This is a genomic window from Arachidicoccus terrestris, assembly GCF_020042345.1.
Classification (GTDB): domain Bacteria; phylum Bacteroidota; class Bacteroidia; order Chitinophagales; family Chitinophagaceae; genus Arachidicoccus; species Arachidicoccus terrestris.
In genome coordinates this window covers 308,543-321,691 of the sequence record NZ_CP083387.1, presented here as the reverse complement: position 1 = coordinate 321,691, position 13,149 = coordinate 308,543, and the positions used below count along the sequence as shown (strand labels likewise).

15 protein-coding genes are annotated in these 13,149 nt (G+C 41.7%); 9 read left to right on the top strand and 6 right to left on the bottom strand.

Annotated features, from left to right (window positions below; translation table 11 throughout):
• Positions 1-2 precede the first annotated feature (2 nt).
• From K9M52_RS01220 to K9M52_RS01200, 5 genes are all read right to left on the bottom strand, one after another.
• Entirely contained in the window at positions 3-758 is a 756-nt protein-coding gene (locus K9M52_RS01220; RefSeq protein WP_224070249.1) for a protein phosphatase 2C domain-containing protein, read from the bottom strand.
• Between the two features lie 5 nt (positions 759-763).
• Positions 764-1,606 carry a vWA domain-containing protein gene (locus K9M52_RS01215; RefSeq protein WP_224070248.1) on the bottom strand — a complete coding sequence of 281 codons (843 nt, stop codon included), beginning with the start codon at positions 1,604-1,606 and terminating at the stop codon, positions 764-766.
• Positions 1,607-1,720: 114 nt separating this feature from the next.
• Positions 1,721-2,113, bottom strand: coding sequence for a hypothetical protein (locus tag K9M52_RS01210; RefSeq protein WP_224070247.1), 393 nt, complete (start codon positions 2,111-2,113; stop codon positions 1,721-1,723).
• A 102-nt stretch (positions 2,114-2,215) separates the two neighbouring features.
• A complete protein-coding gene (locus tag K9M52_RS01205) occupies positions 2,216-2,935 on the bottom strand; it encodes a DUF4145 domain-containing protein (RefSeq protein WP_224070246.1) in 720 nt (239 codons plus the stop codon).
• A 29-nt stretch (positions 2,936-2,964) separates the two neighbouring features.
• Complete coding sequence (locus K9M52_RS01200; RefSeq protein WP_224070245.1) at positions 2,965-3,972, bottom strand: AraC family transcriptional regulator; 1,008 nt, start codon at positions 3,970-3,972, stop codon at positions 2,965-2,967.
• Positions 3,973-4,236: 264 nt separating this feature from the next.
• On the opposite strand from K9M52_RS01200, the gene K9M52_RS01195 reads away from it, so the two are divergent.
• From K9M52_RS01195 to K9M52_RS01175, 5 genes are all read left to right on the top strand, one after another.
• On the top strand, positions 4,237-4,563 hold the full coding sequence (locus K9M52_RS01195; protein WP_224070244.1) for a single-stranded DNA-binding protein: 327 nt from the start codon (positions 4,237-4,239) through the stop codon (positions 4,561-4,563).
• Positions 4,564-4,580: 17 nt separating this feature from the next.
• Positions 4,581-6,122, top strand: a complete 1,542-nt coding sequence (locus K9M52_RS01190; protein ID WP_224070243.1) for a YifB family Mg chelatase-like AAA ATPase — start codon at positions 4,581-4,583, stop codon at positions 6,120-6,122.
• A gap of 20 nt (positions 6,123-6,142) precedes the next feature.
• Positions 6,143-6,517 carry a YraN family protein gene (locus K9M52_RS01185; protein ID WP_224070242.1) on the top strand — a complete coding sequence of 125 codons (375 nt, stop codon included), beginning with the start codon at positions 6,143-6,145 and terminating at the stop codon, positions 6,515-6,517.
• 298 nt (positions 6,518-6,815) lie between these two features.
• Positions 6,816-7,250 carry a DUF6908 domain-containing protein gene (locus K9M52_RS01180; RefSeq protein ID WP_224070241.1) on the top strand — a complete coding sequence of 145 codons (435 nt, stop codon included), beginning with the start codon at positions 6,816-6,818 and terminating at the stop codon, positions 7,248-7,250.
• A 17-nt stretch (positions 7,251-7,267) separates the two neighbouring features.
• On the top strand, positions 7,268-7,735 hold the full coding sequence (locus K9M52_RS01175) for a JAB domain-containing protein (RefSeq protein ID WP_224070240.1): 468 nt from the start codon (positions 7,268-7,270) through the stop codon (positions 7,733-7,735).
• Positions 7,736-7,806: 71 nt separating this feature from the next.
• Here the strand turns inward: K9M52_RS01175 and K9M52_RS01170 are convergent, their stop codons facing one another.
• The gene (locus tag K9M52_RS01170) at positions 7,807-8,031 is read right to left on the bottom strand and encodes a hypothetical protein (protein WP_224070239.1); all 225 of its coding nucleotides are present in this window, start codon (positions 8,029-8,031) and stop codon (positions 7,807-7,809) included.
• A 227-nt stretch (positions 8,032-8,258) separates the two neighbouring features.
• On the opposite strand from K9M52_RS01170, the gene K9M52_RS01165 reads away from it, so the two are divergent.
• The 4 genes from K9M52_RS01165 (at position 8,259) to mobC (ending at position 13,054) form a co-directional block, all read left to right on the top strand.
• On the top strand, positions 8,259-9,146 hold the full coding sequence (locus K9M52_RS01165; protein WP_224070238.1) for a toprim domain-containing protein: 888 nt from the start codon (positions 8,259-8,261) through the stop codon (positions 9,144-9,146).
• 182 nt (positions 9,147-9,328) lie between these two features.
• Positions 9,329-9,718 carry a plasmid mobilization protein gene (locus K9M52_RS01160; protein ID WP_224070237.1) on the top strand — a complete coding sequence of 130 codons (390 nt, stop codon included), beginning with the start codon at positions 9,329-9,331 and terminating at the stop codon, positions 9,716-9,718.
• Positions 9,706-11,022, top strand: a complete 1,317-nt coding sequence (locus K9M52_RS01155) for a relaxase/mobilization nuclease domain-containing protein (protein ID WP_224070236.1) — start codon at positions 9,706-9,708, stop codon at positions 11,020-11,022. The genes K9M52_RS01160 and K9M52_RS01155 overlap by 13 nt, the downstream gene beginning before the upstream one ends.
• A gap of 40 nt (positions 11,023-11,062) precedes the next feature.
• Positions 11,063-13,054, top strand: coding sequence for a conjugal transfer protein MobC (mobC, locus tag K9M52_RS01150; RefSeq protein WP_224070235.1), 1,992 nt, complete (start codon positions 11,063-11,065; stop codon positions 13,052-13,054).
• Positions 13,055-13,149: the final 95 nt, after the last annotated feature.

Sequence of the window (13,149 nt, the reverse complement as noted above, 5' to 3'; positions counted from 1 at the left end):
GTTTAAAAGTTGATCATGATGAGCGTCGTGTCATCGTTTTTCATTTGATTTTTTCTTCTCCGGGCTTCCACCCATGTTTTGAATGCGGCATCATCTCTAGTATAAAGGATCTTCTGTAAGTGCTTCCAGACCTTTGACTTTCCGTTTTTATGCGTTTCCATGAGGATAAAATGTGCCAGCGCATCCGTAGCAAGGAGCAGGATGTCGCCTGGCTGGATATCACCCGATAAATACGAACCCCCTCCCGGAGGTTGTGCAGTATACTCCGGCTTGGTAGAGATGAGGGAAGGCATGTTGCTAAATTCAGTAGGGTCGGTGACCGGGAAACTGCTGATCAACTGATCTTTACGGATATTAAACAAAACCGTGTCACCTATGCCGATTGCCTGAAACATTCCGTTTTGCACATCAATTCCCAAACCGACAAACGTGGCAAAAGCACCTGCTGACAGCTTTTCAGCGGCGTACCACGGCAGCGTTTTGTGGTGGACAGCTTGCCGCCAGTCTTCAGCCATACTGGCGACGGTTGCGGTAAGACTAAATGGACCAAAAGCCAGCGTTTCAAAGCCCTGAACCACAATTTCCGCCCACTCTTTGCTAAAAGAACCCTCCGTCGCTCCGTCCGCTAGAGCGAACCGCAGAATGTTGTCACTCTGGTCGTATTTGTGACTGGCTGGCGTCAGGTAGGCATCTTCATTTTCCGCCGGGTGATTCCCCGCTTTTTGTACCGACTGTACTCTATAAGTATATTTTAACATAACGATCATTTGAGTTGTAAACGAGGTCTGGTTCCGATTTCAATGGCAGTAATGATCAGATCAATACTGCCATTCAGTACAAATGCCCTGGCGCCCTGAGGAAGCTTAAGATCAAATTCCCGCTTCGCCACATTTAGCATAAACTCCGGTAACTCAGAGGCATTGTCAAACAGTAATTTGGCATAAGGATCGAGCAGGTTACTGTCCGGCCCGGGGAAGGAGAGTGACTCTATATTTCCTGTATGGGTATGCAGATTGAATAGAAGCACGGAGCCATCACTGGACCTTTGCTCCGTCAACAGCTGCATCTGCCGGGACGGCGGACCGTCGGTGCTCTCCCCATCTGTGATATGAATCACGACCGGGGGAAAGCTATTCGGATGGGAACGCAGCCATTTTTCGATTAGCTGATTGGCCTTGGTAAAGGCTGCTACCATGGGCGTCCCTCCATCTGCCACTGGATCCAGCCATACCGGAAATTTTACCGGCATTTCAACCAACCCTCCAGCTTCGTCCGGTAAGCGCCTTACCCGTTCTTCCATTCGAAGCGGAGCCGCCGCTACTTCTGATATCGGCAGAAATTCTTTGCCGGCTAAGATACCTTTAAGCGCACTGTTCACGCTATGTTCGTGGTAACCGAGTACGCCGACATAATAGTAATCCCGGATACCTTCAGATTTAGCACATTTGATCACGAGTTGCTGTAGCATTCTATTGATCACATCCGCTACCGCGTCAGCTTTGGGCCGGCGAATATCCCGATACCGGTCTGCCATAGAAGACGACTGGTCAATGATAAAAAGAAAGCAACTTGGATTCGTTCTACTGATTTCTGCTGTATAAGCCATGAGAATATTAGTTTAGATTTGAATTATAATGGACAAGATTTGAGTAAGTGGATATAAGCGTTTGTAAACGCTTGTAAATAGTTCTGAAGAATTCGCCGCGACAGACGACTTCCCTTAGGTGGTAAAATATCCTTCGAAGGCCCTCACAATGACAAGCCTGTCATGTTCAGCCTCCATGTATCCGTAATCGTAACAGAAAGTGTATTGCTGCCCCTTCGCAGAAGTGTGGTTATGGGTATGGTATCTAAAGGCGAACCCCTTTTGCGAGAGCATGGCGCGAGGGAGCGTCTGAATTTTCTTTTCCCCAAGCAGTTTTTTTAAGATTCGCCGGTTTCGTTTGAGCGCCATTTCTACCATCCTGATCTCAGTATGCTCCTGATTCAGTTTGGCATTGTTGTAGGCGTTGCGACACATGTCATTACAGTACTGTTTGTCCGCACGCCCCCTGACGGGGTTTCCGCAATATTTACAGCAACCCGCCTTACTTTGCGTTGTAAAGTTTGCCATGATTTTACAGGTTGATTATGCCTGTAAAATTCAGCCGGCCTATTTTGAAAAAGTTATCCGATTCAACAAAATAATAAATTATTATATACTTTTTCTGAATGTTTATTCCGATTCGTCGAGCTCTTGTACATCAGATTGGCCTAGTTTTTCAATTTTATTGTGTAATTGCTCAATTTGTGAGGGTAGTATGAAAAGGTATTCAATTAGGTAGTCCAATACATCCATAAGCGATTCTGCTACCTCCTGATCGGGTTCTTTATCCTCATCAAAATGGGCGCCTATATTCCCTGCTTTTCTGATAGCATCCGCAAGCGTCAATATAGGTTTGGAAAAATCAATTTGATCGGGTAATTGCTTAAGTTGTTGTGCTAAGATTGGTGAGCCATTTTTTCCGTTTTCGTTAACAATCCCTTTTACGATTCCTTCCAAAACTCTTCTGCATAAAACAGTTGTAGCTATCCATTGATGGCCGTTAAATGCCTGAATTGTTGAATAATATGCGTTTTTTATTCCAGTGGATAATCCATGTGCATCTTCTATACCGCTTAAACTGTGGCGGACGTCGCCTGATGGATTTATGAATAAATCTCCTGACAATCCAGAGCCACTTGCTTTTGTAATAAAGATAAAAATTGAGAGTTTCTGACATGATGGGCAGGATGACTTTGCGTATTCAACTATTTTGGTTCTGGTCGCCCAACTTAATTTGTAGTTAACTCTTACTTTACAATGTGGGCAATTGGTGTTGACCGATATGGGGTATTTATAATTCACTTCATTGGCAGTTTGTTTCCACCCTTCAAATGGTATATATCGTAGCATCTGTAGTGTAGTTTAAAGTATTGGGATTATCAAATATACTTCAAATTCCACCAATTGCCACTTTTTCGTACACTTCTGGGAGAAGTGCCATAAGTGCTTATAAACGCTTTTGAGAAGTTGCTGACATTTAAAAAGCCCAGTTCCAGCCCTATTTCACGTATTTTCTTTTCCCGCTCATACGCAATCATCGAAAGCGCCTCATCCATCCGGTGACTCACCCAGGCTGCTCTCATATTTTGACCAAAGGTCGCTTTAAACATTTCCCTGAGCATGGTCGCACTCATTCCCGCTTGGCGTTGTAATTTGGCCAGCTTCGGCATATCCATTAGTTGCCGAGTAAGTTGACCGTAGACTTCATTCAGAACCTGTCGCCTGCTTGTATCCAGCAGCTCCCGGCCCACCTGTAACTTCGGTGCAATTACATGCCGCATGAGCGTAGCTACTTCCTGGTCCATCTCCATCGGAAAAAAGGAGCCATTTTTTAAAAAGTGGAAAATCCGGTTTCCTGCTTCCTTCACAAACATATCTGCAAAAAAAGGTAATTGGTTCAATCTGCATGGCTTTCGTTTCTCCATACTTTCTATGAGGGGCGCTAACTGAACCGGGAATTCCCCGGAAAGCTCTTCAATATATTCCTTTGTGAAATGAATATCTAAAGTAAGATAAAAATGATCTTTTTCAAAGATACTCCTGGATTCAAATCCAGGATAATAACTGATGTTATACTGCATCGTCCTTACCTCTTCCTCCTTGAAGCCGCCCACCTGGTTGACCATGCTGCCCCCCATCATAAAAGTAAATTCAAGGCTCTCTCCATGAAACTCCGCCACGGTTTTTCTATGCTGCCTGGATTCATACATATTCACATAAATGGTGTATTTCGGCCTGGGATAAAAATGAAAATGCATATCGCCCCAACCACTGTTCAGGGATATCACCTGACAGCCTAATAAAAAGGGTTTTCCACCGGGCGCATAGGGCGCATTGGCCCAATCAAAAATGTCCCTTTTTGATGTGTGGAAATCAAAAAATGCCATAAGCATACATTTCGAAGGTTGAAAAAATGCGACTATAAAATTAAAATTATTTTTTCTTGAAGTTCATAATGGATTTTAAAGAGGAAATAAGTTGCTGTAAATCATGTTTTTGAATTGAATATTTATTTAATATTAACCACTTATAAGTGCTTATAAACGGTTATATCCATTTATAGGCGACTATAAGCCTTTAAAAAACGACTAGCAGGTGGCCTTGTAATTAGTTTTGCACTGTTCAATTTTTAATAACTAAAAACAACAGTTATGCAACACAATTTAGTCCGCCTGATTGGTTATGTGGGCGCTGATCTGAAAGTAAAAACCGTTTCCAATGGTTCAAAAATGGCGATCATAAATGTGGCTACCCATGACTTTTTAAGAAGGGAAGGGGATGAAAAGATTTACAGTACTTCCTGGCATCAGGTGATTGCCTGGGGTGGTTATGCCGAGATGGCGGAGCGCAGCTTTATTAAGGGCAGTCATATCCTTGTAGAAGGTAGCCTTCGATACCGAAAATATACAGATGATAAAGGGGAAGAGCATCTTGTTACAGAAATCAAAGCCCATTCACTGATTAATCTTGATCGCTAATTATAAAAATTTCAGCCATGTTAAGCGTCATTTATGGAAGCAGTCTTCGAGGTGTGGAGGCAGAGCGTATCGGGGTCGAAGTTAGCGTCGGCCGTGGTCTTGGATACCAAATTACCGGACTTGCCGGGGATTCCATCAGGGAGTCTCTTTCCAGAATTGCGATCGCCATTGATAATTGCGGTTATCGGATGCCCAGAAACAAGGTGGTAATCAATCTTACACCGGCCGATGTTAGAAAAACTGGAACTGCGCTGGACTTACCAATAGCCTTGGGTATTTTGGCAGCATCGGAGCAACTCGTTTTACCAAGTGATATCGGGACGTTTCAGATAGCCGGGGAGCTGGGTCTTGACGGAAGCGTTTATCCTGTCAGAGGCGCGCTCTGTATGGCAGCCTGTGCAGGCGGTCTTGGTTTTTCGGCGATAATTTTGCCTAAAGGAAATGGTGGGGAGACGGCTCCTGTGAAGGACGTCAAAGTATATACTGTAACGCATTTAAAAGAACTAGCTGAAACTTTTTCAAAAGGTGTGGTGTTGCCCTTGGCAACCGCTGCCACAGGACTTAGAGCGCCGTTTGTAAAAGCACCGCTGGACTATAGCGACATTAAGGGGCAGCCTTCGATGAAACGAACAATGGAGATTGTCGCTGCCGGTGGCCATAATGCACTGCTGATCGGTTCTCCTGGTACTGGTAAAACTATGGTGGCCAAAAGGCTTCCCTCAATTCTACCTCCAATGACGATTAAGGAGTCTCTTGATACTACAAGGATTTATAGCGTGCTGGAAGAACCTTGCGCCTATCATGGACTTGTTACAGAACGGCCGTTCCGAAGTCCGCATCATACCTGTAGTGACGTCGCCCTTTCGGGTGGTGGAAGCTTTTGCAGTCCCGGTGAAATCTCCAAAGCTCATAACGGAGTTCTTTTTCTTGATGAACTGCCTGAATTTTCAAGAAATGCAATTGAAGTGCTTAGGCAACCTCTGGAAGAGCAGAAAATCCACATTGCCAGAGCGCGAATGTCTTTAATTTACCCGGCTTCTTTTATTTTACTAGCCTCCATGAATCCTTGTCCTTGTGGTTATTTTGGCCATCCATCAGGCAGGTGTAAATGTTCTAATAAAGCAATTAATTACTATCGAAAGAAGATTTCCGGGCCGCTGCTGGACAGAATTGACCTGCAAGTTGTTTCTGATCCGGAGCCATTACATTTTTTGAATAGTGGCACAAAGGAAGAAGAACCTTCCAGTATGATCCGGCAAAGGGTCGTTCGTGCCAGAGAACTCCAGAATTTGCGCTATAAAGATTTGGGTGAAGGTATCTGTAATGCTAGGGTTCCAGAAGGTTATATAAACCAGTTTTTCCCACTGGAACCTCATGCACTAAAATACTTGCAGTCTTCAATGCAAAGGCTCCAACTGTCTGCCAGATCTGCGGATCGCATCCTTAAAGTGGGAAGGACGATTGCTGATCTCACTGAAAGCAAAAATATAGAATTGGAACATATTGCGGAGACTATTCATATGAAGTTCTCCAGTCTCTGGCCATGGGTGAAAAAGTAAATAATTGAAATTAATTGAATATGTCGGATAAAAATTACCGAGGTCGTTCTAATCAATTCACCGGCACCAAAGGGGAATCCTTTGCCACGAACTGGCTAAAGAATCAAGGATATTTTATAAAGGACCGCAATTGGCGGCATGGCAGACTAGAAATCGACATTATTGCCCAGAAAAATGGCACGTTTCATTTTGTTGAAGTAAAAACTGTTACATCCGAGCGTTATGGCTTGGGAGAGGAAAAAATAAATAAAGAGAAGATAAAACGCATGTTACTTGCGGCCAGCCATTATTTAAGGTTGTCACATTGGCATGGAAGCTTCCAGTTTGATGTTTTAGCCATTCTGATAGATGCTGGTGGTCCCGAATACTGTTTATTTGAGGACGTCTGGCCCTGAGGCCGAAGCAGGCAGGGTGTATAATATGCCCATGTTCGATCTTCTCTGTCGCGAAGATATCATCACTGCCGCGTTTTAAAAAAGGTCTTCGCCTTCGCTATGGCTATGGCTTGCCTACGGTTTGTCAAAAAAAATCTTCCTCGGGCCAAAGCGGCGCTTCGCGGTTTGTTATGCCCGAGCGTATTTTTTATTGCCAAAACCTTTTTATTCCCCGCTTCAGCGATAAGGTCCGGTTGCTACGAGAGTAACGGACGAGGCGTAAGCCGAGTTTGTATTGTTTCATTTTAAAATTTATCGTATGTACAGATTAGACAAACCAGCAACAAAGGTGTTGAATAGCCTGCTGAACAAAATGGGAGAAAAGGCCCATCTAAAACTCAAAAGGGAAGGGTTTTTCCCGCTGACAGTTGAAAAAATTGGTTGGGACATTGATACGCCTTTTGGAAAAGGGCTTTTATTGTCTCTGGCTCATTACTATGAACAAAACGGTGACCTGATGCGTTGCCCCGAAATGGTTTTTATTGTAATTGACAAAAGGGGTTACCCGAAAGATTTTGATAACCTGTTTGCCTTTGCACAGATGTACCAGCAAGATGCACTGGGTATTTATGAAGAAAGTGCCTTTATCTCTGATGGTCGTTTGACCAGTTTTATTGAACGGCTGCAAAAGTCACACAACAATTTTGCCAATCTCTGGCTCCGCAATATTCGTCTGCAGGGCTTTTTAAAATAACCTTTAAACTTAAGAAAATGATTAATAACACAAACAAGCCGGCATTCAAAGTTTCTGAAATACAGTTAAGCTATAATCCTAAAGTTAAGGCCTCCGAACGACCGCAAATTACCCAGCCTCTTGATGCCTATAAGATATTTTTGGAAGGCTGGGATAAAAATAAATTGCAGTTGCTGGAACAGTTTAAAGTAATGCTTGTAAACAAAGCGCATAGGGTGCTTGGAGTTGTTGAGATCGCTTCTGGAGGTATAGCGGGAACTTTGGTAGATGCCAGGCTGATATTTGCAACAGCCTTGAAAGCTGCTGCTACGGGAATAATTCTTTGTCACTGCCATCCATCCGGAAACCTAAAATTCAGCCAGGATGATGTTAAACTCACGAAAACGCTTAAGGCAGCGGGAGATCTACTCGATATAAAAGTTTTGGATCACCTGATTATAACAGCTGAAGCTTTTACCAGCTTGGCAGATTATGGATATTGTTAGAAGGTACAAAATGCCGTTTATTTTTCTGATATCCGAAAAATAAACGGCATTTGTTCTTAGGATTATCGTCATTATTTAAGATTCAGTGAATTTAGTCTTTCACTAAGCTGTTCCAAGCCGCCTCTTTCCAGTAATGCCTGAGTCGTTTTTTGTAGCTCCTCTGTCATTTCCTCATCCAATACAGACAGCAGACCTTCTTTTACCACATCTTTGTCTATTGCTTGCTCAATCAATTTAACCAACATTAATAATACTTTTCGTCTGAGGGCGAGGGGAATCTTTATGATTTCATTCATCCCGGGGGATATAAGTAGCGTTTCATATACTATTGTGGCATCTTTTGAGGTTAACATTAGTTGTCTATTTATTAATTCATTATTTCTTATCACCAGCAAAGTTAGATTTCTTAAACCGCGTTATCGCTAATTGACCTGTTCTGTATTTAGACTGCTGCAATGATTTAAAATCCGGCCTTTTACTTTTGCCTCTATATCAGAGTTTGTGAAACTAAAAACACCGGAATATGACAATAAAAGAAGCGAAAGAACTGGATATAGTCATTTATCTTTTAAGAGAAGGTATTCAGCCGATTAAAATCAAGGGCAATAATTATTGGTATTATTCTCCGTTTCGCAATGAACGGACGCCTTCGTTTAAAGTTAACAGAGCAAGAGGACTCTGGTATGATTTCGGTGAAGGATTGGGCGGTGCTATCATAGATCTTGGTATCCGCCTGCATGGTTTGTCGGTTGCTGAGTTCTTAACGCGTTTGGAGGAACACGGACTAACAGGTGGAAGCTTTTCTTTTGACCAGGAAAGAACGATTCTTAAGAGAAATGCCAAATTGAGTGCGCTCAAAATTCTTTCTGTCCATCCAGTGCAATCGGAGTCCCTTATCAGGTATCTTGCTATGCGGAATATCTCAAAAGTTATTGCGGATAAGTATCTCGTTGAAGTTCGCTATCAATACTGTAATAGAAGTTATTTTGCACTCGGCTTTCAAAATGACAAGGGAGGTTATAAACTTCGAAGCCCCATATTTAAGGGGTCGAGTAGTCCCAAAAGTGTCACATTTTTAAATGCCGGTGTATCACAAATAGCTGTTTTTGAAGGGGCTTTTGATTTTCTTTCTTTTCTCTGTTTCAGAGCACCATACTTAGATCCAGCTATTAGCTTTCTGATCCTGAACTCTCTTTCTTTTTTTGAGAATAGACTGACATTTTTGCAGCAGTTTGAAACAGTTGATCTTTATCTGGATAATGATGAAGCTGGAGATAAAATGACCTCTGCGGCTGTGTGTCTGAATAATAAGCTGTTTTTTGATAAAAGGAGCCTTTTTAAAGGCTTTAAAGACCTGAATGACTGGTGGGCCCGTGGAGGGCCCAGAATAATAGGCCTCCCGATTCGGTAGTAGCATTTAGCGGAATATCCCTTATATACCCTTTTTCAAAGCGCGTAACAGATATTCGGTCCTGAGGGAACCTGCATGCGGTTCCCAGCCAGAAGTACTACTGTATCACAGTAGGTTTTTATGACATAGCTCCGAAGTCGCTATGTCTGTTTTTCACTATTAACCTGATAACGACCTATATTATGAAACCCCTAAAGACAGGAAAGACTAAATGGCTGCATATTCGGTTAACACCTGCCCAGCATTTGATTATTAAAAGCAAAGCCGAAAATTCCACTTGTGGAAAGCTTAGTGAATATGCAAGATATATATTGCTGGATAAACCTGTGGTTACTAAAGTTAGAAATGCTTCTCTTGATGACTTAATGACAGAACTTATATTACTGAGAAAAGAACTGTCCGCAATAGGCAATAATTATAATCAGATGATTCGAAAGCTGAATAGCTTGTCCTTTTGCCATGAGGTTAAGACCTGGCTGGTTGTGTCACAATCCATTCGGGAAAGTGTCACGGACAAGATTGATTTAATTAAACTGAGAGTTAATTCAATTTCAGAAATATGGTTGCAATAGTACATCAAAGCAGTTCGCTTAGGAATGCGATACAGTATAATGAGCAAAAGGTCCGGTTAGGCGGGGCAGAAGTATTTCATTCAGGGAATTATCCAAAGGATACCGAACTTTTAAGTTTTACGGAGCGCTTTAATCGCTTAAAAAAGCAGACTGCGTTAAATACAAAGGTCAAGGTAAATACGGTCCATATCTCACTTAATTTTCCAGATGAGGATAAAAAGAGAATAAGCGACCAATTGCTTCGAAGTATTTCCGATGCGTATATGCAAAAGATCGGTTTTGGTAATCAACCTTATTTAGTCTATCGACATAAAGATGCCGGTCATGAACATGTCCATATAGTCACCACCAATATTCAAAATAATGGGAAAGCGATTTCTTTGCATAATCTCGCCAAAGGAAGATCTTTATTGGCAGCGAAAACAATTGAAAAAGATTTCAAGCTGACGGTCGCGACAAATAAACATCGCCAGGCATATCAGCTGACGCCAGTAAATGCACTGAAAATACAATATGGTAAATTCGGTTCAAAAAGAGCTATTACCAATGTCCTGGATCATGTCCTTACCAAATATAAATTTGAGTCACTTCATGAGCTGAACGCTGTGTTGAAATTATACAATGTCATGGCCGACGTGGGTGGTAGCGGGACACGGATTCAAAAAAATGGAGGCTTGGTTTACAGGATTCTTGATGCTAAAGGAACAGCTGTAGGAATTCCGGTTAAGGCGTCATTAATTTACAATAAACCGACACTTAAATTTTTGCAACAGCAGTTTACTTTAAACGGGCCATTAAAGGTCAGACATCTTCCTCGTGTTAAAAATGTGATTGATTCTAGTTTGATACAATACCGGGGAAACATTTCATTAGATAGCTTTACCAATCAACTAAAACAAAAGGGGATTGACACTGTTCTTAGGCGAAATAACGCTGGGCGCCTGTATGGGATTACTTATGTGGATCATAAAACTGGCTGCATTTTTAATGGCAGCCAGTTAGGGAAAGCATATGCGGCAACGGGGTTGTTGCAAAGATTAACCGGTAACGTAATAAGACAAAAACAGCAAAAGCATACAAAAACCAGGGTTCAAAAAGTTAAACATGCTGCGCCTGTAGGCCATTTTGACGCACCCCTAAAACCGTGGTTTAAACCGATCTGGAATCTGTCTGATATTCAGAAGGGCTGTTTTGTAATAAAAACCTTAGATATTCTGACGTCTGAGGAATATCAGGGAACACTTTCTCTAGAACTACAAAGGGACATTAGGAGACGTAAGCGCAAACGCCAGAGCCTATCCTAGAGATTATCAACAGAGTTTAGGACCAAGTTAAAATTTATAGATGAAAACAGGAGAGAATGAACAGGGATTGAAACAGGCTATGGATCTGACCAGAGGTATTGCTATTGTGATACTTATTATACATTTTTATTATGAATGTTATAAGGCTTTCTCGGTCTGGGGTTTGACGTTCCCTATTACGGACAGGTTACTCGGAAATATAGTCCATATGCCTTTTTTCGCTGGATTCCTGGAAACAAAACTGATAGCGCTCGGTTTCCTTCTCTTATCTCTTCTAGGTGTTAGTGGTAAAAAAAGCGAAAAGATCAGGTTAAAAAAGGCTTTGAAATATTTTTTTGTGGGTATCCTACTTTATTTATCCAGTGGATGGATACTTTGTTATTGCTGGTGGGAATTTAGGAAACTGGCTATCAGTTATATAGTTGTTACGGGGCTCGGTTTTATTTTTATTATTAACGGTGGCAGCCTTCTTTCCCGGCTCATAAAAGGAAGGCTTAATGGAGCTGTTTTTAATAAAGACAGCGAGACATTCCCACAGGAAGAACGGCTTCTCATGAATGAATTTTCTATTAACCTGCCAGCCAAATATAATTTAAAAGGGAAAGAGCGTCATTCCTGGATCAATATTCATCCTGTGCGTGGATTTCTTTTGATAGGCTCTCCGGGATCCGGTAAAAGCTATTTTGTGATTGAGCATGCCATCCGTCAGCATCTATCCAAAGGTTTTTCTATGCTTGTCTATGATTATAAATATGATGCCCTTACAAAACTCGCTTATAACCAATTTTTAAAAAATAGCGATAAATATGCTAACTGTCCTTCTTTTTATGTGATCAATCTGAATAATCCAGGATACAGCCACCGTTGCAATCCAATTACTCCGATAATGATGGAGGATATAACGGATGCTATAGAAGCCGCCAGAGTCATTCTTTTGGGGTTAAATAAGAGCTGGCTAAAAAAGCAGGGTGAGTTTTTTGTGGAGAGTCCTATAAACTTTTTGACTGCACTTATCTGGTTTTTAAGGAAATTTGAAAATGGACGGTATTGTACACTGCCCCATGTGATTGAGTTTATGCAGGTTGAAATTGAAAGTTTATTTACCATTCTTCAGATTGAGCCTGAGATATCAGCCTTTATCAATCCTTTTGTATCCGCATTTAAAACGGATTCCAAAGAACAGTTGGAGGGGCAGCTTGATGCTGCTAAGATCAGCATGGCCAGGCTTTCTGCGCCAAATATGTATTATGTGTTATCCGGAAATGATTTTACCCTGGATATCAATAATCCTTTGGTGCCTAAAATTGTCTGCATGGCGAACAATCCTCAAAAACAGGAAACCTTTGCTCCTGTATTATCCCTTTTTATGACCCGGCTCAGCAAAATTATGAATCAGCCAGGCAAACTTAAGTCTTCTTTAATAATCGATGAATTTACGACGTTGACGTTTCTGGGGCTGGATACGCTAATCGCAACCGGCAGGTCAAATAAAATTTCAACGACGCTGGCTATTCAGGATGCAAGCCAGCTAAGGCTTAATTATGGTAGGGAGCAGGCCGATGTTGTCTTAAATATCTGCGGCAATATCATGGTTGGGCAGGCTGCCGGTGATGTTGCTAAGCAGGTGTCCGAACGGATCGGGAAAATCCTCCAGGAAAAGGAGAGTGTCTCTTTTAATGATAACGGTATGTCTATATCCAGATCTAAAAATCTGGATTATGCTGTGCCGGTGAGTACCATTGCGACTTTGTCTTCAGGTGAATTTGTAGGAATCGTGGCTGATACGCCGGAGGTGCCCATTGAACTGAAAGCCTTCCATTCAAAAGTACAAAATGACCATAAGCAATTGTCAAAAGAGGCTTCCAAATTTAAAAACGTTCCTAAAATCAGAGATATAACGCTTGAGGAGATTGAAAAAGTATATAAAAAGATCAAAGCGGATGTGTTTTATGTAGTGGATTCAGTGACAGAAGAGATTATGAACGACCCTGGTCTTCATCATTTAATTCTTCGGAAAGAATCGAAGGATTAATGATTTGTCGTGTTTCAAATTAACTTTTTATTGCCAAGCATATTAGTGTTTAAGTGTAATCATATGTGTGATATGGAGTATATTTGTATTCTCAT